At 65.3% G+C, this 22,468-nt stretch carries 21 protein-coding genes, 2 tRNA genes, 1 pseudogene and 1 riboswitch; of the genes and pseudogenes, 4 read left to right on the top strand and 20 right to left on the bottom strand.

From position 1 onward, the window contains the following. Positions 1-35: 35 nt before the first annotated feature. Entirely contained in the window at positions 36-953 is a 918-nt protein-coding gene (locus tag AC5RT4_RS03765) for a LysR family transcriptional regulator (RefSeq protein ID WP_494039872.1), read from the top strand. A 45-nt stretch (positions 954-998) separates the two neighbouring features. Then, on the top strand, positions 999-1,502 hold the full coding sequence (locus tag AC5RT4_RS03770) for a DUF2004 domain-containing protein (protein ID WP_494104888.1): 504 nt from the start codon (positions 999-1,001) through the stop codon (positions 1,500-1,502). Between the two features lie 52 nt (positions 1,503-1,554). On the opposite strand, the pseudogene AC5RT4_RS03775 reads toward AC5RT4_RS03770, so the two are convergent. Both AC5RT4_RS03775 and AC5RT4_RS03780 read right to left on the bottom strand, forming a co-directional pair. Next, a pseudogene (locus AC5RT4_RS03775) lies at positions 1,555-2,302 on the bottom strand (hypothetical protein); the annotation flags it as partial. A 53-nt stretch (positions 2,303-2,355) separates the two neighbouring features. Further along, the gene (locus tag AC5RT4_RS03780) at positions 2,356-3,321 is read right to left on the bottom strand and encodes a methylenetetrahydrofolate reductase (protein ID WP_494039874.1); all 966 of its coding nucleotides are present in this window, start codon (positions 3,319-3,321) and stop codon (positions 2,356-2,358) included. Between the two features lie 410 nt (positions 3,322-3,731). On the opposite strand from AC5RT4_RS03780, the gene AC5RT4_RS03785 reads away from it, so the two are divergent. Beyond that, positions 3,732-3,935: a hypothetical protein gene (locus tag AC5RT4_RS03785; RefSeq protein WP_494039875.1), complete on the top strand. Its 204-nt coding sequence runs from the start codon at positions 3,732-3,734 to the stop codon at positions 3,933-3,935. Between the two features lie 41 nt (positions 3,936-3,976). Here the strand turns inward: AC5RT4_RS03785 and AC5RT4_RS03790 are convergent, their stop codons facing one another. The 6 genes from AC5RT4_RS03790 to AC5RT4_RS03815 all read right to left on the bottom strand — a co-directional run bounded on the left by AC5RT4_RS03790 (position 3,977) and on the right by AC5RT4_RS03815 (position 10,878). Continuing rightward, the gene (locus AC5RT4_RS03790) at positions 3,977-4,858 is read right to left on the bottom strand and encodes a carbohydrate ABC transporter permease (RefSeq protein ID WP_494039876.1); all 882 of its coding nucleotides are present in this window, start codon (positions 4,856-4,858) and stop codon (positions 3,977-3,979) included. Further along, positions 4,855-5,736 carry a carbohydrate ABC transporter permease gene (locus AC5RT4_RS03795; protein ID WP_494039877.1) on the bottom strand — a complete coding sequence of 294 codons (882 nt, stop codon included), beginning with the start codon at positions 5,734-5,736 and terminating at the stop codon, positions 4,855-4,857. Before AC5RT4_RS03795 ends, AC5RT4_RS03790 begins: the two co-directional genes overlap by 4 nt. A gap of 2 nt (positions 5,737-5,738) precedes the next feature. Continuing rightward, positions 5,739-7,091 carry an extracellular solute-binding protein gene (locus AC5RT4_RS03800; protein ID WP_494040142.1) on the bottom strand — a complete coding sequence of 451 codons (1,353 nt, stop codon included), beginning with the start codon at positions 7,089-7,091 and terminating at the stop codon, positions 5,739-5,741. A gap of 105 nt (positions 7,092-7,196) precedes the next feature. After that, the gene (locus tag AC5RT4_RS03805) at positions 7,197-8,399 is read right to left on the bottom strand and encodes an ROK family transcriptional regulator (RefSeq protein WP_494040143.1); all 1,203 of its coding nucleotides are present in this window, start codon (positions 8,397-8,399) and stop codon (positions 7,197-7,199) included. 191 nt (positions 8,400-8,590) lie between these two features. Next, entirely contained in the window at positions 8,591-9,745 is a 1,155-nt protein-coding gene (locus AC5RT4_RS03810; RefSeq protein WP_494039878.1) for a class I SAM-dependent methyltransferase, read from the bottom strand. A 50-nt stretch (positions 9,746-9,795) separates the two neighbouring features. Then, positions 9,796-10,878 (bottom strand): FAD-dependent oxidoreductase, encoded by a 1,083-nt coding sequence (locus AC5RT4_RS03815; protein WP_494039879.1) that lies wholly within the window; start codon positions 10,876-10,878, stop codon positions 9,796-9,798. Positions 10,879-10,947: 69 nt separating this feature from the next. On the opposite strand from AC5RT4_RS03815, the gene AC5RT4_RS03820 reads away from it, so the two are divergent. Continuing rightward, a complete protein-coding gene (locus AC5RT4_RS03820; protein WP_494039880.1) occupies positions 10,948-12,264 on the top strand; it encodes a class I SAM-dependent methyltransferase in 1,317 nt (438 codons plus the stop codon). An 87-nt stretch (positions 12,265-12,351) separates the two neighbouring features. Here AC5RT4_RS03820 and AC5RT4_RS03825 read toward each other — a convergent pair. The 12 genes from AC5RT4_RS03825 to thiD all read right to left on the bottom strand — a co-directional run bounded on the left by AC5RT4_RS03825 (position 12,352) and on the right by thiD (position 22,196). Then, positions 12,352-12,424: transfer RNA gene (locus AC5RT4_RS03825), tRNA-Ala, on the bottom strand. Between the two features lie 184 nt (positions 12,425-12,608). After that, a tRNA-Ala gene (locus AC5RT4_RS03830) sits at positions 12,609-12,681 on the bottom strand. Positions 12,682-12,794: 113 nt separating this feature from the next. Beyond that, a complete protein-coding gene (gene rsfS, locus AC5RT4_RS03835; RefSeq protein WP_494039881.1) occupies positions 12,795-13,196 on the bottom strand; it encodes a ribosome silencing factor in 402 nt (133 codons plus the stop codon). Positions 13,197-13,243: 47 nt separating this feature from the next. After that, positions 13,244-14,539 carry a hypothetical protein gene (locus AC5RT4_RS03840; protein ID WP_494104889.1) on the bottom strand — a complete coding sequence of 432 codons (1,296 nt, stop codon included), beginning with the start codon at positions 14,537-14,539 and terminating at the stop codon, positions 13,244-13,246. A 7-nt stretch (positions 14,540-14,546) separates the two neighbouring features. Beyond that, positions 14,547-15,272, bottom strand: a complete 726-nt coding sequence (nadD, locus tag AC5RT4_RS03845) for a nicotinate-nucleotide adenylyltransferase (protein WP_494039883.1) — start codon at positions 15,270-15,272, stop codon at positions 14,547-14,549. After that, positions 15,217-15,447: a hypothetical protein gene (locus AC5RT4_RS03850; protein ID WP_494039884.1), complete on the bottom strand. Its 231-nt coding sequence runs from the start codon at positions 15,445-15,447 to the stop codon at positions 15,217-15,219. The genes nadD and AC5RT4_RS03850 overlap by 56 nt, the downstream gene beginning before the upstream one ends. 77 nt (positions 15,448-15,524) lie before the next feature. Beyond that, entirely contained in the window at positions 15,525-16,904 is a 1,380-nt protein-coding gene (locus tag AC5RT4_RS03855) for a glutamate-5-semialdehyde dehydrogenase (RefSeq protein WP_494039885.1), read from the bottom strand. Between the two features lie 26 nt (positions 16,905-16,930). Next, entirely contained in the window at positions 16,931-18,082 is a 1,152-nt protein-coding gene (gene proB, locus AC5RT4_RS03860) for a glutamate 5-kinase (RefSeq protein WP_494104890.1), read from the bottom strand. Next, positions 18,072-19,661, bottom strand: coding sequence for a GTPase ObgE (gene obgE / locus AC5RT4_RS03865; protein WP_494039887.1), 1,590 nt, complete (start codon positions 19,659-19,661; stop codon positions 18,072-18,074). The genes proB and obgE overlap by 11 nt, the downstream gene beginning before the upstream one ends. A 116-nt stretch (positions 19,662-19,777) precedes the next feature. Further along, positions 19,778-20,041, bottom strand: coding sequence for a 50S ribosomal protein L27 (gene rpmA, locus AC5RT4_RS03870; RefSeq protein WP_009372867.1), 264 nt, complete (start codon positions 20,039-20,041; stop codon positions 19,778-19,780). A 59-nt stretch (positions 20,042-20,100) separates the two neighbouring features. Further along, complete coding sequence (gene rplU / locus AC5RT4_RS03875) at positions 20,101-20,409, bottom strand: 50S ribosomal protein L21 (protein ID WP_306639081.1); 309 nt, start codon at positions 20,407-20,409, stop codon at positions 20,101-20,103. 263 nt (positions 20,410-20,672) lie between these two features. Further along, positions 20,673-22,196, bottom strand: a complete 1,524-nt coding sequence (thiD, locus tag AC5RT4_RS03880; RefSeq protein ID WP_494104908.1) for a bifunctional hydroxymethylpyrimidine kinase/phosphomethylpyrimidine kinase — start codon at positions 22,194-22,196, stop codon at positions 20,673-20,675. 7 nt (positions 22,197-22,203) lie between these two features. After that, positions 22,204-22,301: riboswitch (TPP riboswitch) on the bottom strand. Positions 22,302-22,468: the final 167 nt, after the last annotated feature.

Raw genomic sequence — 22,468 nt, forward strand, 5'->3', positions numbered from 1 at the left:
TTCTTCAGCGCTGGGCCGCAGAGTACTGTGATCAGGTGGTAAATCCGGTACACCTGAAGACCCTCCTGGAGGTCACGCGGCTGGGGTCGTTCGCGGCGGCGGCATCAACCTTGGGCTATACAGCCTCGGCAGTTTCCCAACAGATGTCGGCGCTGGAACGGGACACCGGCGTCGTTCTCTTCCAGCGCTCCGCACGCAGCGTGGTGCCGACGGAAGCCGCCGTCGTCATGACCCGGCATGCAGCCAAGGTGCTCACGGACATGGAAGCCCTTATGGCCGCAGCTTCCAGGACCCAGGACACCGCCAACCAGGAACTTCGGCTGGGCATCTTTCCCAGCCTGGCAACCTACGTCCTCCCCCGGATCCTGAAGAACCCGGCCTGGAAGAACCTGGGCATTGACCTGAAGGTGTCCGTAGCGGAGCCCGGCCAGACCATTCAGGGGCTCCGCACTGGCGGCGACCTTGACCTGGCCGTGGTCTTCCAGGTGGGCCAGACCGGGTTCGCGTGGCCGAACACCATTAACCGGCAATGGATCGGCGACGACAACTTCCGGGTAGTGCTGCCCGCCGGCTGGGGTTTCCGGTCCGACGCCAAGGTTGCTGCCGACCACCTCTCCGAAATGCCCTGGATCATGCACCACCCGGGTACCAGCGATGCCATGGTGATTGAACGGCTCTTCGCGGGCTGCAACCTGCATCCTCGGGTGGTGGCGCACAGTGACGACTTCCACGCGAGCCTGGAGATGGCCGCGGCAGGGCTCGGGGCGGCGCTGGTTCCCGAACTGGCACTGCGCCACCGGCCTGCCGGAGTGGTGGTGCTTGACGTTCCCGAGATCCGGCTTGCCCGCAATGTTTTCGCGCTGCTGATCAATGACAGGAAAACCGCCCGGGTGCAGCTGTTTGTTGACCTGCTGGCCGAGACACTGGCGGGGATGCGCACAGCGGTGAATTAGCCCGGAACGCTGGAATGCACTGCGGTTCGGGTCTATGTTGAAACTATGAACAAGGTAGCGAGCCAGCACTTTGGAGAGATCGAGCTCAACCACGGCAGGGATCACTTCATCGCCGCCAAGCATAAACTGCGCGGCCATTCGCTGGAAATCGACCTGAACGTTACCGCACACGATCACTTTGACGAAGCCGCCCTGCGCAAGGTCGACTACCGTTTGCGCTTCCTGCCCGAGCTGGTGGACGAGGTGCGGGACATGATCGCCGAGGAGCTGGAGCAGGAGGGGACCAGCCCGCAGGAGTACCTTCACTTCCACTGCAGCGCGCTTAAGGACGAGCACCTGCAAAAGGTTTTCGGCGTCTCCGACCGCAGCCAGTTGACCCATGCGGTGTTCCTCAAGGCGCTGAAACTTGGCCACGTTGGTATCTACCCCGGCCAGCCCGAACGCTACTTCGTCATGGACTTCACCCTGGGCGAGCATTTCACTGATGAGGTCCTCGTGGCGTCAGCCGATGAGGATGGCGTGGTAGACGACGAGATCGTCTGGTCCTGACAACGCAAAAACGGTGGTTGGGCTCAGGGCTCAACCACCGTTTTTTGTTGCCTTACTTCACGGCCTGCAGCAGGCCCGCGCGGACGGTCCTGGTGGCCTCCACCAGGTTCCGCAGGGATTCCTCCGTCTCGGTGTAGCCGCGGGTCTTAAGGCCGCAGTCCGGGTTGACCCACAGCTGGCGGGTAGGCACGTGCTTGACGGCGGTGCCCAGCAGCTCGGTGGCTTCCTCGGTACCCGGTACCCGGTACGCGCGGGGAGTGGATATCGTAAACGCCCGGGCCCACGCCGCGCCCGAAGCCGTGTGACTCGAGGTCGTGCACAACCTCCATGCGGGACCATGCGGCCTCGATGGACGTAACGTCGGCGTCGAGGCCGTCGATGGCGTCGATGATCACGCCGAACTCGGAGTAGCAGAGGTGGGTGTGGATCTGGGTGGCGTCCGCAGCACCGGCGGTTGCCAGGCGGAAGGAATCCACAGACCACTTCAGGTAGTCGGCGTGGTCAGCCTTCTTCAGCGGAAGGAGGGTACGGGCACGGACGTCCGCACGGCGGACGCCTTCAGCGGTGGCACGGGAAGCGATCACTGCAGTTGCTTCGTCGATGGCTGCCCTGGCCGAGGCCGGTTCTGCCAGGTAGGAGGCCAGGGTCTTGACCTCAACTGCCTTCTGGTCGGAGAAGGCCAGCCAGCTGCGGAGCTGCCCGGGAAGCTGCGTCTCTTCGACGACGTCGTGCGGGACGTGTTGCGTGGACGTGGAGGTGGAGGTGGAGACGGTGAGCCTGCCCGCCGCGGCCTTCAACTCGGCAATTCCTAAGTTGCAGGTAGTGCTTACGGGTGGTGCGGAGGAAGAAGTGTTTAGCCGGCGAGCTGGCGGCCGGCGGCCGCTGCCTGGCGGGTGCCGGCCCTGCTGCGCCGTGGAAGGGCCAGCTTGTCCAGGACCTCGAGGGCGCTTTGGTGCTCGTTGAAGGTGTACAGGTGGATACCGGGAGCACCGGCCTCCAGTGCTGCGTTGGCAAGGTCCACGGTGGCGTTTACGCCGATGCGGAGCCTTTCAAGGTCAGTGTCTGCGCCGCCGAGGCGCGCGATCAGCCGGGGATCAGGTTCCACACCCGCCAGTTCGCCAAGCCGGTTCAGGCGGCGGAGGCTGGTGAGGGGCATGACGCCGGGAATGATGGGGATGGTGACGCCTGCGCGCCGGGCCCTGGTGAGCAGGTCCGCGTACTGTTCGGCGTGGAAAAAGACCTGGGTGATGGCGAAATCGGCGCCCGAACGCTGCTTGGCGAGCAGCACCTCGACGTCGTGTTCCTCGCTGGGTGATTCAGGATGGCGGGTGGGATACGCCGCGACGCCCACCGCAATTTTCCCGGCACACAGCAGCGCCGAGCGGCGCTGTTCAACACGGCGGATCAGTTCGATCAGATCCTGTGCATAGCGCAATGACCCGGGCACATGGGCCCCGCCCTCCTTGGGCAGATCACCGCGCAGGGCGAGGATGCCGCGCACGCCGGTGTCCAGCAGTTCACCGATGATTCCAGCCAGCTCCTCCGGCGTGTTTCCGACGCACGTGAGGTGTGCCAGCGGGCGGAGGGTGGTTTCGATCAGGAGCCGGTTGATGAGTTCGACGGCGGTGTCCCGGTTGGAGCCGCTGGCACCATAGGTGACAGAGACGTAGTCCGGTTCGGTGGTTTCCAGCTCGCGGATGGTGGTCCAGAGGGTTTCCGCAGCTGCCGGCGAACGTGGCGGGAACAGCTCGTAGGAGAGGGCCACCGGAGCGGCGTCGGAAAGATTAGGGTGTGTGTCAATAGGGCTGGGTGGCGACATTTGCGTCCTTGGCTTTGGGCCATTGACGGCTGCCTGTCAACAGTTGTGACAGGACGCCGGCAATGATTCGAGTTTGGGGAACACGGAGGAACTTCACGAGGACGCAGCCGCGACTGTTACGCCTGGAATGAAGTTGTCCGTAGGCAAATGTCAGGCCCACATGGGGGCACCCACACCCTCCGCAACGGAGGATCGCTGACACGTTACCGCGGTAACTTGTATAGAACTCTAGGAGCGCCAGGAAGAGCATTCAAGGTGCGGACCGAATTAAGACGCAGTCTTACGCCCCGCTTCGGCCTTGTGGCAGAACAATCTTCGTTGCAACCCTTCCCGGTGCGCCTCCCTTACCGGGCCGTTCCGACAGAAAGGCCCCTCTCCCCACTGTGCCTTTCCAGGTCTATCCTTTTGACATGAGCGAGCTTCCAGCCAGTTACAAGGAGTTTCTCGCCGACAAAAGCGAGATGTTCATCAGCACCGTCAAGCCTGTCCTGCAGCAGTCTGCTGCGGACAAGCTGCATGGCGTCCGGGTCACCTACAACCCCGGCCCCACTGGCCATCAGGCCCACCTCGACGACACCGTCCCTTACGGAGTGGTCATCGAGGACATCGACTGACGTCCGCTTCCGGGCCAGGCCGCTCGCGCTGCAGGGCCGGTTCAACCCCTCACCGCGCCCGAAAGGGCGAAGGAACTTCCGGCGCCCTTGGCGACGATGACGTACATGGCCAGGACCGGCAGTGAGTACAGGATGGAAAACGCAGCCAGCTGGCCGTAGGCGACTGCCCCGTGCTGTCCGAAAAAGCTGAATATGGACACGGCGGCCGGCTGGTTCGCCTCAGAAAGGAGCAGCACGAACGGGACGAAGAAGTTCCCCCATGCCTGGATGAACACAAAGATGAACACCACGCCAAGCCCCTGGCGCATGAGAGGGAGGACGATGGTGCGCAGTGCCGTCATCCTCGACGCGCCGTCCACCCAGGCAGCTTCCTCCAGGGAGGCAGGCACTGCATCCATGAAGTTCCGGGTCATCCAAATGGCCATGGGCAGGGCGGTGGCGGACATAAATAGGATCGTGGCCGGCATCGAGTCCAGGAGTTCCAGCTGAACGAACAGCCCGTAAACCGGCACCATGATGGCTGTGATGGGCAGGCAGGTGCCGAAAAGGACGGCGTACATAAACGGCGTGTTGAACCTGGACCGGTAGCGGGACAGCGGGTAGGCGGCCAGCACGGCCGCAGCGAGGGTGACGGTGGCCGTGCCGGCAGACAGCACCAGGCTGTTCCACAGCGGCTGGAACAGCAGCCCGGGTGTCATGATGGCTGCGAAGTTTTCGAGACCGGGTTGGGCAGGGACCCTTGTTTCGTGCCCGGCCCCGGCGTCCAGGGAAGCCAGGACCAGCCAGAGCAGTGGCAGCAGGAAACAACAGCCCAGAATCAGCAGTGACACATCAGCGGGAGTGCTGCTGCCGCGCCCTGAATGGGTCCGCGCAGGAGCTTGCCCGGAAGGAACGGCTTCCGATGCTTGGGCGGGCGCTGTCATTGCTTCGACTCCCTGAGCAGCCGTATGTAGACGGCGCCGAAGACCGCCCCGATGAGGATCAGCACGCAAGCTACGGCAGTGCCGTACCCGATGTCCCCGAACCGGAAAGCTTCCTGGTAGGCCAGGATGGGCAGCGTGGTGCTTGCGTTGGCCGGGCCCCCGGCCGTCATCACCCAGATCAGGGTGAAAACGGCCAGCGTCTGCAGCGTGATCAGCATCAGGTTGGTGGCGATGCTCCCGCGGATCATGGGCAGCGTTATGAAGGCGAGGCCCTGCCAGCCCCGGGCACCATCCATTTGTGCGGCTTCGGCCACCTCAGCGGGAACATCGTTCAGCGCCGCGCGGTAGACGAGCATTGAGAAGGCTGTTCCCCGCCAGACGTTGGCCAGCACCACCGCGGCCATGGGCCAAGAGTAGAGCCAGTCCTGCTCGCCCATACCCAGGCCGCCCAGCAACTGGTTCAGGGTACCGTCGCGGCTGAAGTAGGCATAGGCGGCAAAGGCGGCAACGATCTCGGGAAGCACCCAGGCTGCCACCACCACTGTTCCAACAACACCGGAGACAACCCGGCGGGCGCGGCACATGAGGACGGCAAGGGCAAGCCCCAGCAGGTTCTGCCCCAGGACCGCTGACCCGATAACAAACAGCACGGTGAGCCCCAGCGACAGGGGTAACACCGGATCCACCAGCAGCCGCTGGTAGTTTTCCAGGCCGATCCAATTGGGGCTGCGAGCGTTGCGGCCGGTCAGTCCGGCGTTGGTGAAGGACGCGTGGAAAGCCCACAGCACCGGGCCGGCAAGGAAAACCACCAGGAGCAGGACGGCAGGCAGGACGGGGAGGTAACGCAGCAGGCTGCGTCCCCTCGTTCGGGCCGGCACGTTTACTTCCGGACGGTGTTGTCGCCGCCCACGATGTCCGTGACCGCTGAGTCGTACTCCTCAGCGGCCTGTTCCGGCGAGCGGTTGCCGGTGATGACGGCCTCTGTGGCCTCCTGGACTGCGGCGGAAATCCGGGGATAGTCGGACGTTGCAGGGCGGTACCGCGTCACGGAAACGAGGTCGGAGACATCCTTCACGAACGGATTTGCCGCCTGGTAGCCGGAGTCCCCGGCAACGTCGCTGCGGACAGCGATCTGCGAACTGTCCAGCGTGAAAGCGAGGGAATTCTCCCGGTTCATCGCCGTGGTGAGGAAACTGAAGGCGAGGTCGGGCTCCTTCGTGCCGGCGCCGATGGCAAGGGTCCAGCCGCCGGACATGCTCACCGCTCCCGGGGCGCCGCCGTCGCGCGTGGGGAACGGGGCAACTCCCATCTCCTGCTCGTAGCCCGGCCACTCGTAGCTGCCGCCTTCCTGCCAGAACGACGGTGCGTAGGAGCCTTCCACGGTGGCCGCGAGCTTCCCGTTCGGGAACCATTCGCCGAACACCTTTTTCCACACGTTCGCATCCAGGGCTTCCGCAGGCGTTACGGCAAGCCCTTCGTCGTAAAGGGTCTTGAGGAAGGTCAGCGAGTCCTTGAAGCCGGCGGAACCCACCACCCACTTTTTCGTTTCCTCGTCGTACAGCGCAGACCCGGTTCCGTGCAGGAGCTGGTAGAAGCCCTGCATCACAGTTGCCTCCCCGGTGCCCTTTCCGGCGTACATGTTGAAGGGGACCACCGAAGGATCATTGGCCTTGATCTTGCGTGCGGTGTCCACGATGTCCTGCCAGCTGCGCGGCTTCCAGGGGACGGTAATCCCTGCCGCTTCAAGGATCTTCTTGTTGTACCAGATGGCCCGGGTGTCGGTGCCCAGCGGCACTGCGTAAATTCCGCCGTCGTCCGCCCGCCCTGCCGCCTTGGCGCCGTCGTCGAATTTGTCCCAGTCCGCCCAGCCCTCAAGGTGGCTGTCCAGTTTAAGGAGGTACCCGGCGTCGACGTCGGAGCGGACCTTGAAGGTGTCCTCGTAGAAGACGTCCGGCGCCGTGGAGGGCGACCTCAGGGCGAGGGCCAGCTTGGTGCCGTAGTCGTCGTCATTGCCCTGGATGGGCTGCAGCTCAACTGAGACTCCCGGATTCGCGGCCTCGAACTGCTGCTTCGCTGCCTGGAACATTGTGTCCAAGGCGGTGAAGGAATCAGTCTTCTGATAAACCACCTTAAGCGTCTTGGTCTCGTCCTCGGCAGCACCTGGCGTACACGCCGTCAGGACCATCAGCGCGGAAGCAATCAGGGACATGGTCTTCAGGGCCGGGCGACGCATGGTGCTCCATTCAATCAAGGCTGCGGTGCCCCTTTGTCGGCGGGCCCCAGCCGCGGCAATACGCAAATGCTAGATCGGTGCCCAGCCCCAGGCAAGGGCACCGTTTCAGCTCTCCAGCAGAAGCCTCTGGGCGCGGGGGGCAAGGGTATGTTCCAGCACCAGGGATGCTGCGCCGATGGCGCCAACATCCTCGCCCACCCCGGTCCCCACCACCTCGATGGGATGGATCAGCCGGGTGTCGCTGTTGGCATCGAGCAAGGCAGGAATCTTGTCGAGATACCGTTCGGCGAGGCGGCTCCAGAATGGCCCGCCGAACACTACCCGCTCCACGTCCAACGTGTTGGTCACCACCGAAGCCGCCCGTGCCACCCGCACCGCGGACTTGTCGATGATGGCCAGCGCCTGTTCGTTTCCTGCGTCGGCAAGGTCGCACAGCGCGGAAAAACTTTGCTGGATTTCTGCGCCGCTGTTGCCGGACCGCGAGCCGTCCAGGATACCGGCGGCTTCGGCCTCGGCCACCAGCACCTGCGGGATGCAGGAGGACTTTACGCAGCCGCGGAGGCCGCAGTCGCAGGGCGGGCCGTCCGGGTCCACCACGATGTGCCCGATTTCGCCGGCGTTGCCGGACGTGCCCCGGACCACCTCGTCGTTCAGGACGATCCCGCACCCGATGCCGGTGCCCATGTACATAAAGATGAAGCTGCCGGCCCCGCTCGGACCGCCTGCCCAGGTTTCCGCCACTGCCGCGCTGGTGACGTCCTTGTCCATGAGGACCGAGTAGCCGGTGGCTTCCGAAAGCGCGTTGCGCAGTTCCACCCTGTCCCAGCCCGGGAGGAGCGGCGGGTCAACCACGGTGCCGTTGTCCAGGTCGATGGGGCCCGGAGCCGCCACGCCAAGGCCGGCAATCCTGTCCGTGTCCACACCGGAATCCGCGACGAGCTGGGAGATCTCGGCAGCGATGGTGGCAATGACGGAGCCGGGATCGTTTCCGCCGGGCGTCTTGATCCGCGAGTGCTGCACCACGGCGCCCACCAGGTCCAGGACCACCAGGGTGGTCACGGCAGGGTCGAGGTGGACGCCAACGGCGAACATGCCGCCGGGGTTGAGGCGGAGGATGGTGCGGGGCTTGCCGGGACCGCTGCCCTCCTTGCCGGCTTCGACAATAAGGTTCTGGTCCAGGAGGCGCCGGGAGATGTTGGAGATGGTCTGCGGCGAAAGCCCGACGATCTGGGCGAGCTCCACCCTGCTGAGCCCCCCGGCAGTCCTGCGGATGGCGTCCAGGATCACCGTGAGGTTGAAGTCCCCCATCCTGGGCAGGTTGGTGCCGCGTCGTGGTGAGGGTTGGCGGATCTCAGTCACGGCGTCCCCTTCGTGTCCGGCACATAGATGCTGATGCTTGAATCGTACGTTACCCATCGGCGCAGACCCATAGGACCGGCCGACAGCGCGGCGCACCTTTGGCTGGCCATCCCTTCGGGCTGCTCAGGATTCAGGCATGGTCAACGCGGTATGCGGCGGGTGCTTACGGTCACCGTGAACTTGGGGTTTTGGCCTTTCACGACGGTGGGCCCGACGCGCCGCTCAAGCGCGGGCAGGTACGCAAGGTGGCGGTTGTAGACGGTCCACAGCTCGCCACCGGGGGCCAGCACGCGCCCTGCTGCTTCGATCAGCTTCAGGCCCGCCCCGGCATGGACGCCGGCGCCCACGTGGAACGGCGGATTGAGCAGGATCAGGTCCGCGCTCCCGTCCGGCATAGTGCCCATGGCGTCATCCTGCACAGCACGGATCCGTCCCGCGAGGCCGTTTGCGCGGGCAGTTGCCAGGGCGGAGGCGACGGCGGCGGCTGACTGGTCTGTGGCGGTTACTGTGGAACCGGGATGCTGCCGGGCGTACATTGCCGCAAGTATTCCGGTGCCGCAGCCGAGGTCCACGGCGTGCTGGGCGGGCCGCATGGACGGCAGGAACGTCAGCAGGAACCGGGTGCCGATATCCAGCTTTGGCCCGGCAAAGACCGCACCATGGGCGGCAACGTCGAGATCGATTTCTGCCAGGTTTTCGATGACGGGAAAGTGTTCCGGGCCTTCGCTCCCCTGAGGCCCGGCGGCGACAATCACCCGGGACTTCTGCCGGGCGAGCTGCGGCGTGACGGACTTGAAGTGACGCTCCAGGACCGCATTCATGCCAAGGGACATGTGCTTTACACGGCCCCCGGCCAGCAGCACCACGTCGGGGGAAGCGTAGCGGGCCACTGAGGCCGCAATTTCATCCAGCTCTGCAAGGGTCTTGGGCAGCTGCAGCACAACAGCTTCTGCACCCTCCAGAAGCTCGCGCCCGAGGGGCAGCTGGAGGAACGGGAGGCCGCTTTCGGTCCCGGCCTCCAGCACCTCCGCGGCATTCAGGCGGAGCGCCTGCTCGCCGGTGATGAGGTCCTGGTGCACGCGCAGCACAGCGGGGCTGAGCACTGCGTAGGCACCCAGGGTCAGGGCACCGTAGCGATCGCCGATGACGGTCAGTCTGCTTCCGGCGGACACGTGTTCCGCTGCCGAATCAAGCAGCAGGCGGTCTGTGGCATCCCAAGCCTGCAGGTTGGGCGCGTCAACATCCGGCCGCCGCCGAAGCACCGCAAAGACGTCCTCAAGAGTTTGTAGTGCCACCAGGTTCCTGCCGCCTTGTCCCGTCTGCAATGTGTGCCCTGCTCCCGCCATCAGCCCCAATTTACCGTCCCGGCAGCAGGCCGGACTCCCGGCAGTTTGAGGATGGAAGCGACTGCTGCGCGGCCCGCCCGGTTGGCGCCGATGGTTGACGACGACGGCCCGTAGCCCACGAGATGGACGCGCGGCTCGGCTGCCACCCGGGTTCCGTCCATCACGATGCCGCCGCCCGGTCCGCGAAGGTGCAGCGGGGCAAGGTGCTCGAGTTCGGCCCGGAAGCCGGTGGCCCACAGGATGACGTCTGCTGCCAGGAAGCCCCCGCTGGCCAGGCGGACGCCGTCGCGTTCAATCGCTGCAAACATCGGTTGCCGGTTGAGGGCACCGCGTGCCGCAGCCGCACGCAGGGCCGGTGTCCGGATCAGCCCGGTTACTGACACCACGCTTTGCGGGGGCAGGCCCTGGCGCACCCGCTCTTCGACCAGTGCCACTGCGTCGTGGCCGGCCTTCGCGTCGAATTCCGCCTCCCGCCACACCGGCTCCCGCCGGGTGAACCAGCTGGTGGAGGTGACGCGGGATATTTCGTCCAGGAGGCCGACTGCAGAGATTCCGCCGCCAACCACGATCACATGCTTGCCTGCGAACTCTTCGGCAGAGACATAGCCGGCCACATGGAGCTGCCTGCCCCGAAACGTGGACTGCCCGGGATAGACGGGCCAGAACGGCCGGGTCCAGGTGCCGGTGGCGTTAATGACCGCCGCTGCACTCCAGATGCCGGCAGAGGTGGCAACCAACAGCCTGCCGGCGGGGTCCCGGTCCTCGCGGCTGACCGACCCCACCTTGACCGGACGCTGGACGTACAGGCCCAGTTCCTCCTCGTAGGCGCGGAAGTAACGCGTCAGGAACTCAGAGCTCGGTTCCCTCGGATCCACCGCTGGCTTGGCGATGCCGGGGAGGTCGCTGATGCCGTTGACGGTGGCCATCCGGAGGCTTTTCCAGCGGTGCCGCCATGCCCCGCCGGGACCTTCCTCGGCGTCGAGCACTACGAACTCCAGCCCCCGGCGCTGGAGGTGATAGGCGGCGGAAAGACCTGCCTGGCCCGCGCCGATGACAACAACGTCGGCGCGGGCTGGATTCACCCACCCATGATAGTCGTGCAGGGCGTGCCTGCCTTAGTCTTGGCCCCAAAGGACATAGGGAGGACTGCCATGACCACCAGCAAAGGGAACGCCGCACGACTCGCGAAAGCCCTGGCCATCGTGCTGGGCACGGAAGGAATACCGCTCCGCCTGCGAGCATGGGACGGCTCGGAGGCCGGGCCGGAAGGAGCGCCGCTGCTGGAGTTCCGGTCCCGGCGAGCCCTGCGGCGGATGCTTTGGTCCCCAGGCCAGTTGGGCCTCAGCCGTGCCTACGTTTCCGGCGACATTGATGCACCCGGCGACGTATTTGCCGCCTTCACCGCTTTGAGCTCGGCCGGAAAGTTCGCTCAGCCAGGGCCCTTCAAACCGCTCACCGCCGGGGAACTCTGGACACTGCTCCGGACGGCCGTCAGATTGGGGGCAATCGGCGCCAACCCCGCTCCCCCGCCCGAAGAGGCGCGGATCGCCCGAAAGGGCAGGCTCCACTCACGGCGCCGGGACTCCGCTGCCATCTCCCACCACTACGACGTCGGCAATGACTTTTACGCAATGGTCCTGGGAGTCTCGATGGTCTACTCCTGCGCTGTGTGGCCTGAAGAGGAGGACGGACTGGCCCCCGCAGGGGACCGCCTTGCCCGCGGCCTGGACGCCGCCCAGGAGGCAAAGCTGGACCTGGTGTGCCGCAAGCTGGGGCTCAAGCCCGGGATGCGGGTGCTGGATGTCGGCTGTGGCTGGGGCAGCTTTGCCCTGCACGCTGCCGCAAAGTACGGCGTGACCGTGGTGGGTGTTACCTTGTCCCAGGAACAGGCCATCATGGCCCGCAAACGTGCGGCAGAGGCCGGCCTCACCGAAAGAGTGGACATCCGGGTGCAGGACTATCGGGATGTCCAGGACGGGCCCTATGACGCCATCAGCTCCATAGGGATGTCCGAACACGTGGGACGGACAGAAATGCCACGCTACACCGCGGCATTGTTCGAGCTGCTTTGCCCTGGCGGCCGCCTGCTTAACCACGCCATCTCCTGGAACGCCGGACCCACCGCGCCGGACCCGGACTCCTTTATCCCCCGCTACGTATTCCCCGACGGCGAGATGATCAGCCTTAGCGAAATGTCCGCCGCCCTGGAAGCTGCAGGCTTCGAGATTTTGGACGTGGAGGCCCTGCGCCGGCATTACGCCCTCACCCTGCGGGCATGGGTCCACCGGTTGGAAGAGCACTGGGACCAGGCGGTACAGCTGACCAGCCCGGGACGGGCCCGGGTGTGGCGGCTGTATATGGCTTCCAGCGCCCTGGGGTTTGAAAACAATCTGACGGGAGTTAACCAGGTTCTTGTCCAGCGGCCAGGCGGGGACCAGCCGCCCCTGCGGCGCAGGCAGTGGCTATAGCGGTTCGAACCTGTAACGTCCCGGGAAGCAGAAAAGGAACCACCCGGACGGGTGGTTCCTTTTTCCTCCTGCAAGGAGGATGACCGGTGGAGCTGAGGGGACTCGAACCCCTGACCCCCTGCATGCCATGCAGGTGCGCTACCAGCTGCGCCACAGCCCCGGACCTTGCTGCCGCAGTGGGAGGGTTCCCGCCGAAGCAACCTGATCAGCTTAATGCACTTTGCTGCTGCGCGCCAATCGGCACCTTCAACCGTTTCCGCGCCCGGCAGCAGGCCGAACCAGCCGCTTCCCGGGCGGATAAACACAAAATCCGCCGGGATCCTGTGATCCCGGCGGATTATTTGTGGAGCTGAGGGGACTCGAACCCCTGACCCCCTGCATGCCATGCAGGTGCGCTACCAGCTGCGCCACAGCCCCGAATTATTGCCGCTCAAAGAGCTTTTCTTCCGGTGTTCGCCGGAGCAACTCAAATATCTTAGAACAGCAATTCCGAAAATTCCAAATCGGGCATATTCGGCCGGTCTGCGTGCCTACTCCGAGTCTGTGGAAGCAGCAGCCTTCGCCGAAGCGTCGTCTTCCAGCTGCAGGTCCACCACGGGGCAGTCCTTCCACAGGCGCTCCAGCGCATAGAAGACGCGGTCTTCTTCATGCTGGACGTGAATGACGATGTCCGAGTAGTCGAGCAGGACCCACCGGCCGCCGGAACGGCCTTCGCGCCGGACAGGCCGCAAATCCTGCTTGGCAAGTTCCTCTTCAATTCCATCAACGATGGCGTTGACCTGCCGCTCACTGGGGGCGGAGGCAATGAGGAAAACATCTGCCAGGGCGAGGCGTTCACTCACGTCCAGAGCCACGATGTCCTGGGCAATCTTGTCCGCAGCTGCCTTGGCGGCAGTGCGGGCTGTGGTGATGGATGTATCTGATGCAGTCACGCGGACTCCTTGTTGGTTTTGAAAGCTTGTGGTGCCGGCAGCGCCGGTCAGCGGGACATTCCGCTGATGATCAGGAGGATGCCGGCGATGAGGGCCAGGATCCCGAAGGCAAGGACAGAGAACTGAAGGATGCGGTTCCGGGTGGCCCGCGCCATTCCTGCCGTTGCCGCGTCCAGCGGATCCAGCCCGTGGGCCTGCCGGGCGGGCACACGGGGCAGGTCCTCGACGGCACTCCCGATGTGGTTCTCTGCCACCACTGCCGGCGCCAGGACCGCAGGCTTGGGCAGAACTGCTGCCTTCGCCGCAGCCTCTGCCCGGGCTAATACCTGCGAACGGCCGGGTCCGGCGTCGGACGAGGTCGGACGGTCACCGCCCGCGGGACGCCGCTTCCTGGTGCCGGACGGCACCACTTTCGTCCCGGGGCGTGTGGTGACCGGAACGTGGCTCGTGGCCGGTGGCTTCATGACCGGCCGGTCGACGCCCGGCACCTGGACGAATTCCAGAGGGGTGACCATCGCCAGGTTGCTGGCGGCCGAGGGAGCCGGCCGCTGCGCCGGAACGGGGGCCGGCTTCGGTCCTTGCTGCCGGGGCGCGGGGTCTTTGGGCGAGTCGGTGGCGGGGGCCGGTATGCCGGTCTGTTCGGCAAGCTTCTGCTTGGCCATGGCACGCCGGTTCATCACGGCCGCACGTTCCGCCAGGGCGATCTGCTCCGCCAGGATCTCCGGATCCACGGCTTCCGGATCCAGCGAGGCGATGTGCTGCATCTTCGCGATCTGGTTTTTGGCCTGCTCTGCGATCAGTGACCTGGCTGCCAAGGCCTGTTCGACGGTCATCCCATCCGGGGCCACTGGCGCCAGTGCAGGCGCGGCGGTTCCAACGGAAGCACCGCCTGGGAAAGGCTTGCCCTTTGGCTCTTGCGGGTCCTGCTCCCCTGCCTTGTTCCTGGCGGCGGCGGCGGGGGCTGCGGGAGCCTTGCCCTCTGAACCATCCGGCACGGCCGGGGCAACGATCGGGTTGGCACTGGTAAGCGCCTGTTCCTTGAGCTGCTGCAGGCGAAGCTGACGCCGGGTGGGCGGCCCTCCCGCTGCCAGCTGACCCTCTTTTTCTTCCAGTTCCTTGATGGTGCGCAGTGCCGCGCGGTCCCGCGCGCGGATTTGCGAAGAGCGCTGGGTGTGCGTCTGTTCAGGAGCCGTGGCTGCGGTGCCCGGGGCGGGACGGTTGGGAGCCGGGTTCTTTTGGGCAGGCGAAAGCTCGTCCGTGGCGGTGGACACGGATGACTGTTGCGCGTCCCTGGCCTTCCGGAGTTCCCGGCGGCTGCGGATGGGGGGCTGTTCCTGACTCATAGAGAACTCATTCAGTGCTGGCTGGTTCGCTTGCTTCGGAGATTGGAGCACTGGCACCCGCCGTGCCGTCCAGGTAAAGACCATACTTGGCGATGTACTGGACAACCCCGTCCGGCACGAGGTACCACACCGGATTGTTGTCCGCCACGCGGGTGCGGCAATCGGTGGAAGAAATGGCCATTGCGGGCACCTCAAGCAAACTGACGTCGCTGCGGCCCATGCCGTCGAGCACATGCCCCGGCCTGGTCACTCCCACAAAGTGGGCCAGTGACCACAACTCGTCGATGTCCTTCCAGGACAGGATCTGCGCCAGCGCATCGGCGCCGGTGATGAAGAAGAGATCCGCGTCCGGGCGCTGGGCCCGGAGGTCCCGCAGCGTGTCGATGGTGTAGGTGGGTCCAGGCCGGTCAACATCCACGCGGCTGACGGTAAAGCGCGGGTTGGACGCCGTGGCGATGACAGTCATGAGATAGCGGTGCTCAGGCTCGCTGACCTGTTTGTGGGACTTCTGCCAGGGCTGGCCGGTGGGAACAAAGACCACCTCGTCCAGATCAAACTCGGCAGCCACTTCACTGGCTGCCACCAGGTGGCCGTGATGGATGGGATCAAACGTCCCGCCCATGACGCCCAGGCGCAACCTGCCGTTGGCACCGTTATGGTGAAGTGCGCGGGAAATGTTAGTGGCCCTGCCCGTGGTCGTGCTTGTTGGGGTGCTGGCGGTGCGGATCCGCATGCTCCTCCGTTGCGGCATGGCGGTTGCCAAGGTTGGAGTAGGACAGCGTGATGAACATCATCACCAGCAGGATGGCGAAGATCACCACTCCGAAGACCCACGGCTCAGCCCACAGCGGGGCGAGTTCGTGCTCTTCGCCTTCGGCGATGGTCGTGGCAATCTGCTGGAACAGCATTTTCTCCCCTTGGGTTCAACAATTGTGGCAGCGGAAAGCTCCGCCGTTTCTGACTTCTGGTATATGTTACCGCGTTGCTACCCGCGGATCTGGCCCTCGCCCTGAACGATCCACTTGGTGGTGGTGAGTTCCGTCAGACCCATCGGGCCGCGTGCATGCAGCTTCTGGGTGGAAATGCCCACCTCGGCACCCAGGCCAAGCTCCCCGCCGTCGGTGAACCTGGTGGAGGCGTTGACGATGACGGCGGCGGAATCCACTTCGGCAATGAACCGCTCCGCGTTGGCGAGGTCGTTGGTGAGGATCGCCTCGGTGTGCCCCGTTGACCAGGTGCGGATGTGCTTCACGGCCTCGTCCATGCTGTCCACCATGGCAACAGCGAGGTCAAGGTCCATGTACTCGGTGGCCCAGTCCTCGTCAGTGGCAGGTTCGGACGCGATCGAAGCGGGAAGGGATGCCCTGACACGCTCGTCGGCGTGCAGCCGGACGCCGGCCTTGCTGAGGGCGGCGGCAACGGCAGGCAGGACCGTTGACCCGGAGTGGACCAGCAGCGTCTCGACCGTATTGCACACGCTGGGCCTCTGGGTTTTGGCGTTCAGCAGGATCTCCACGGCCATGTCTTCGCTGGCGGACTCGTCAATGAAGATATGCACATTCCCCTCCCCCGTCTCGATAACGGGAACAGCGGAGTTGGTGACCACAGTCTGGATGAGCTCGCGGCCGCCGCGGGGAATGAGCACGTCCACCCTGCCGCGGGCGCGCATCAGGACATTGGCGCCGGCACGGCCGTACTGGTCAACTGTCTGGACGGCGTCGGCAGGCAGGCCCACCGATTCGAGTGCCTCGCGCAGGATACGGACCAGCACTTCATTGGTGGCCTGGGCCGCACTGCCGCCCCGAAGGATAACGGCGTTGCCGCTCTTGAGGGCCAGGCCGGCAATGTCCACGGTGACGTTCGGCCGCGCCTCGTAGATGGCCGCCACCACGCCCATGGGTACGTTGACCTGCCGAAGGCGCAGCCCGTTGGGCAGGGTCTGCCCTCGGACCACGTTGCCCACGGGATCCGGCAGGCCGGCCAGGTTATCGAGGGCGGCCACGAGTCCCGCAATCCGGGTTTCTGTGAGGGTAAGCCGGTCCAGCATGGCGGCGGAGGTGCCGTTGGCCTTTCCAGCTGCGACGTCGGCGGCATTCGCAGAGAGGATGGCGGCGGTGCCCTCCTGCAGGGCAGTGCCCACGGCGCGAAGGGCCCGGTCCTTCCAGGCCCGGTTGGCCATGGCCATCCGCCGCGCAGCGTGGCGGGAACGGTCTGCGACGGCGTGCACTGCTGCCTCAACGTCACCGGAAGAAAGCGGAACGTCAGCCGGGACCGATGCTGCGGGGAACTCGACGGACGGCGCACCGGCAGGCGCAGCAGTGTCTCTGGAGTTTTCAGCGGTCTGGTGGATCAGGGCTTCAGTCATGCTCCAAGTTTAGGCGAGCCCGGGGCTCACACCAGCACGAGGTCATCTACATGAACAACTTCGCGGTCATAGCCGCTGCCCAAAGTCTCACCGAGGTCCCTGGTGGACCTGCCCAGCATCTGGGGCAGCTCGGCCGCGGAGTAGTTGACGAGTCCGCGGGCAACCACGGTGCCGTCGGCACTGGCGATCTCGACGGCGTCGCCGGCTTCAAAATCACCGTGCACCGCGGAGATTCCGGCGGGCAGCAGCGATGTGCGGTGATGGCGCACAGCTCTGACGGCGCCGTCGTCCAGCACCAGGCGGCCCTGGACGGACGCCACGTGAGCCAGCCACAACAGACGGACCGGCTTGCGGGCCCCGTTGACCGTAAACCACGTGCCCACGTCTTCGCCGTTCAGCGCGGCAGCGGCGTTGGGGGTGGATGTGACCAGGGCGTGGATGCCGGAGCCGGCGGCCATGGACGCAGCCTCCACCTTGGTCAGCATCCCGCCGGTACCGACACCGGCTTTGCCGGTCTTGCCGATGGACACGCCGTCAAGGTCGTGGGGGCCTTCCACGAGCGGAATCCTCTTGGCACCGAGCGAGGGCGGTCCGTCGTACAGGGAGTCGACGTCGGAGAGCAGCACCAGCGCGTCCGCGCGCACCAGGTGGGCCACCAGGGCTGCGAGGCGGTCGTTGTCGCCGAACCGGATTTCGTGCGTGGCTACAGTGTCATTTTCATTGACCACCGGGACCACACCAAGGTTGAGCAGCCGGTCCAGGGCGCGGAACGCATTGGTGTGCTGGCTGCGCCGCATCAGGTCCTCGGCGGTGAGCAGGACCTGGCTGACGGTGACGCCGTGTGCACCGAAGGCCTGGGTATAGCGGGCCATTAGCAGGCCCTGCCCAACACTCGCCGCTGCCTGCTGCGTGGCGAGATCGCGGGGACGCTTGGCAAGGCCCAGCGGAGCCAGGCCGGCGGCAATGGCGCCGGAGGAGACGAGGATGATCTCGGTCCCCGCATTCCGCTTGGCGGCCAGGGCGTCCGCCAAGGCCGTCAGGGACTTCTCGGAGATGCCGCCCTTGATGCTTGTCAGTGACGACGAACCCACCTTGACCACAACGCGGCCGGCGTTCGCAAGGACGCTCCTGTCCACGGACCGGGTGAGCGGTTCCGCAGCCCCGGCCTTAGAACTCATCGCCTGCGTCCAGTCCACTCTCCTTGAGGGGCTTGGCCACCCTGCGGCTGCTGACGGACTCGGTCCAGATGCCGGCCTTGCGTTCCGCTTCCAGCTCGGCGCGGGCGGCGGCCTTGGCATCCTTGCGTTCCTGCTGCTCTTCGCGCTTCTGGCCGCGCGTGGGACGGTCACCGATGTCGGCAAAACGGATGTCGGTGCCGCGGGGAGAGGCCAGGAGTTCCGCGCCCGCCATCATGGTGGGTTCCCAGTCGAAGACGACGCCGTCGTCCCCGCCGATCACCACGGTGTCGCCGGGCTTGGCGCCCTGCTTGAACAACTCCGTCTCCACACCGAGCTTGGCCAGCCGGTCGGCCAGGTAGCCGATGGCTTCCTCGTTGGTGAAGTCCGTCTGCTTGACCCAGCGCTCCGGCTTCTCTCCCAGGACGCGGAACAGCGGCTCCAGGCCCTTTTCCTCGCGGCGGATCCTGAATCCGGATTCATTCACGGCCCGGGGCCGCAACACGGCCGGCTGGACCTTGGGCGGCGCGGCGGCCACTGCCTCGCGGGCAGCTTTAACGATGCCGGCCATGGCGAAGCCGAGCTGGCGGAGGCCCTCATGGCTGGTGGCCGACACCTCGAACACCTGGTAGCCGCGGGATTCGAGTTCCGGGCGGACGAACTCGGCCATGTCCTTGCCGTCGGGCAGGTCCACTTTGTTCAACGCCACGAGGCGGGGGCGGTGGTTCAGCGGAACAACTTCCCCGTCCTGCCCGGCGTAGCTCATGTCCACGGCGTACTTTTCCAGTTCGGCCTCGATGATCGCGAGGTCGGCGAGTGGGTCCCGGTCCGACTCGAGGGTGCCACAGTCAAGGACGTGGACCAGTGCGGCGCAACGCTCAACATGGCGCAGGAAGTGGTGGCCCAGTCCCCTGCCTTCGCTGGCGCCTTCGATGAGGCCAGGAACGTCGGCGATGGTGAAGCGCACGTCACCGGCCTGGACCACGCCGAGGTTGGGAACCAGCGTGGTGAAAGGATAGTCAGCAATTTTAGGCCTGGCCGCGGACATGGCGGCGATGAGGCTGGACTTGCCGGCGGACGGGAAGCCCACCAGGGCGATATCGGCGATCGACTTAAGCTCCAGGACGATGTCGCTGGACTCGCCCTCGATACCGAGCAGGGCGAACCCGGGAGCTTTGCGCTTCTGTGATGAGAGCGCGGCGTTGCCGAGGCCGCCGATGCCCCCTGCTGCGGCTACGTATTCGGCGCCTTCACCAACGAGGTCCGCGAGGACCGTGCCGTCCTTGGATTTGACCACGGTGCCGTCAGGGACGGGGAGTATCAGGGTTTCGCCGTTCTTGCCGCCACGCCAGTCACCCATGCCCGGGCCACCGTTGGTGGCGTGGCGGTGGGGTGCGTGGTGGTAGTCAAGGAGGGTAGTGGTCTGGTGGTCAACGCGAAGGATCACGTCGCCGCCATTGCCGCCGTTGCCGCCGTCGGGACCGCCAAGCGGCTTGAACTTTTCGCGGTGGACGGAGACGCATCCGTGACCGCCGGCACCGCCGGATACGTGCAGTACTACCCGGTCTACAAAGCTGGCCACGTGGTTCTCCTCAATGCTGTTTCCTGGACGCCGCGGGGCGCCAAGACGATTGTAATGCGGTTAAAAGAACAGTGGAGCGGACCAACTGGCCCGCTCCACCGCTTCAGAACTGTTTGTTACTCTGCAGCTGCAGCAGCAACGATGTTGACGACGCGACGACCGCGGCGGGTGCCGAATTCAACGGCTCCCGGGGTCAGTGCGAACAGGGTGTCGTCGCCGCCACGGCCAACGCCGGCGCCCGGGTGGAAGTGGGTGCCACGCTGGCGGACGATGATCTCGCCTGCGGAGACGACCTGGCCGCCGAAGCGCTTAACGCCGAGGTACTGAGCGTTGGAATCACGACCGTTCCGAGTGGAGCTCGCGCCCTTTTTATGTGCCATTTGAAATGCCTGCCTCTAAATTCTGGGGATCTGCTGAAAAACCTGAACAGTAACGAAGGTTACTGGATACCAGTGATCTTGACCTTGGTCAGTTCCTGGCGGTGACCCTGGCGCTTCTTGTAACCGGTCTTGTTCTTGAACTTCTGGATCACAATCTTCGGACCACGGAGGTCGTTCAGGATCTCAGCCGTAACAGTTACCTTGGCCAGGTCAGCAGCGGCGGTGGTGACCTTGTCACCATCAACCAGGAGCAGTGCGGGCAGCTGGATAGTGCTGCCAGCTCCACCGGCGACGCGGTTAAGGGTAACGAAGTCTCCAACGGAAACCTTCTCTTGGCGGCCGCCTGCGCGGACAATCGCGTACACCACTTGGGAACTCACTTCTCTCGACGTTTATTACAAAATTTGCGTGCGGAACCGGCCAATAAAAGCCTGGTTTCTCGCTGTGCCTCAACGCCGTGGGGTCATAACCCAAGTGTTGGCGTAAGCACCGAAGATCCAGAATACGCTAATTTTGGCTTCGGCCGCAAATGAGGCTGGTTCCGGCGGGCTGGCTGTGATAAGTACCACTGCTGAATCCCGGCCTCGGGACCGTGCCCCACCATACTACCGGCAAGGCCGCAGCCACGGTGTCAGGCATGGAGGCGCGGCGCGTCGAAGAAGTCCACTTCCAGGCGGCAGGACTGTTTGAATGCCGTGATCATGGCGGCCCGCTCGGCAGCGGAGGCCCTGCGTCCCGCTTCATCCACTATGGCAACGGCCCTGCGGGTGGCGGCGGCGAAGTCTTCGTCGGCATAGGTGCGCAGCCACTCCGCGTAAGGGTGCGCGGAAGGTTCACCGGCGGCAACAAACTGGGCGTGGAGCGTGGCGCCTACCTCGGCGTACAGCCAGAAGCAGGGCAGGACTGCCGCCGCGAGGACCGCATAACTGCCCGACGCCGAGGCCGCCGTCAGGTGGTCAACGTAGGACTTGGTGACGGGGCCGAGCCGGGGCAGGACCGAGCGCGCGCCCAGCCAGGAGCGGTGAAGCTCCGACTCGACCTCCAGGCACTGCCCGGCCGAAGCAGCCCAAAACAGTTGCTCCGCCTCGGTGGGCGCAAGCGAACTCGCCCTTGCCAGAACTCGTGAATAGCCGTTGAGGTAGAGGGCGTCCTGCGCGAGGTAGTACTCAAACTGGTGCTCCTGAAGGCTGCCCGTGGCCAGGTCCCGGATGAAGCCGAGGGCATAGATATCCTCCAGGTCCGGCTGCGCCTCACCCCGCAGCTGCGCCGCGAAGCTGCCTTCCGCCGGCACCGGCTGCAGGTGGTGGAAATGATGCACCGGCCCGTTGCCTGTCCCCACCTCCAGGGTTCCCGAGGCCTTGAGCGCGCCGGCCAGCCACGGCTTGGCTTCCCGGAGTGACGCTTCCCAGTCCCCCAGCCGCGCCTGGGCGGTGGCCATTGCAGAGGACAACGAACAGCCCGTGCCGTGGCTGTTCCGCGTTGCAACCCGCTCCCCTGGCACCTCCACCACTTCATGGGACAGCAGGCCCAGGGTGTTGACCAGCGCGTCCGGGCACTCGTTGCCGTTCAGGTGGCCGCCCTTGACCAGTACGGTTGCGCCGCTGGCGGCTGCGAGGGCGCGGCCCTGGTCCAGCGCGCCGGCCCAGCTGTCCTGCAACTGCCCGCCCACAAGCATGGCGAGCTCCGCGAGGTTGGGGGTGATGAGGTGTGCCAGCGGCAGGAGTTCGCGCAGGGCCGTTTCGGCAGACTCGTGCAGGAGCCGGTCGCCGCTGGTGGCAACCATCACTGGGTCCAGGACCACGACGGTGGGCCGCACCTTCTGCAGCCACTGCGCCACCGCTCCAATGACGTCGGCGTTGCCGAGCATTCCGATTTTCACGGCGTCGATGGTGATGTCGTCGCTGATGGCGTCGAGTTGCTCTGCCAGGAATGCTGCAGGGGGCACGTGAAAGGACCTTACTCCGTGCGTGTTCTGGGCTGTGAGGGCAGTGATGGCTGCCATCCCGTACCCCCCGAGGGCCGCGATGCTTTTCAAATCCGCCTGGATACCGGCACCGCCGGAAGGATCCGAGCCGGCGATGGACAGGACCCTGGGTACCTGCCGGCCCGGCAATGCCGGCGCCGCAGTGGCGGGTCCAGGGGTGGCTGCGGGCATTACAAGAGTCGTAGACAAAGGACATCCCTTCGCCGGTGCTAACCGGACAGGTTCAACGGGTCTGAATCTCAGCCGGCTCTCTGCGCGGCACCCCGTGTCGGTTCCCCAGCCTAGCTTTTTTGCCCGCCCCAGGCTGAAGGTGACACATTGCGACCCGAAGCCGCACGCTGATGGCGCGCAGCTCCGCATCCCGCCCTGCGGGCCCTGCACGCAAAAGTCCCCGCCCAGTGGACAAATCCCCTGGAAATTCCTGGGGTTTTGTCCACTGAACG

Source organism: Arthrobacter sp. sptzw42, assembly GCF_059089685.1.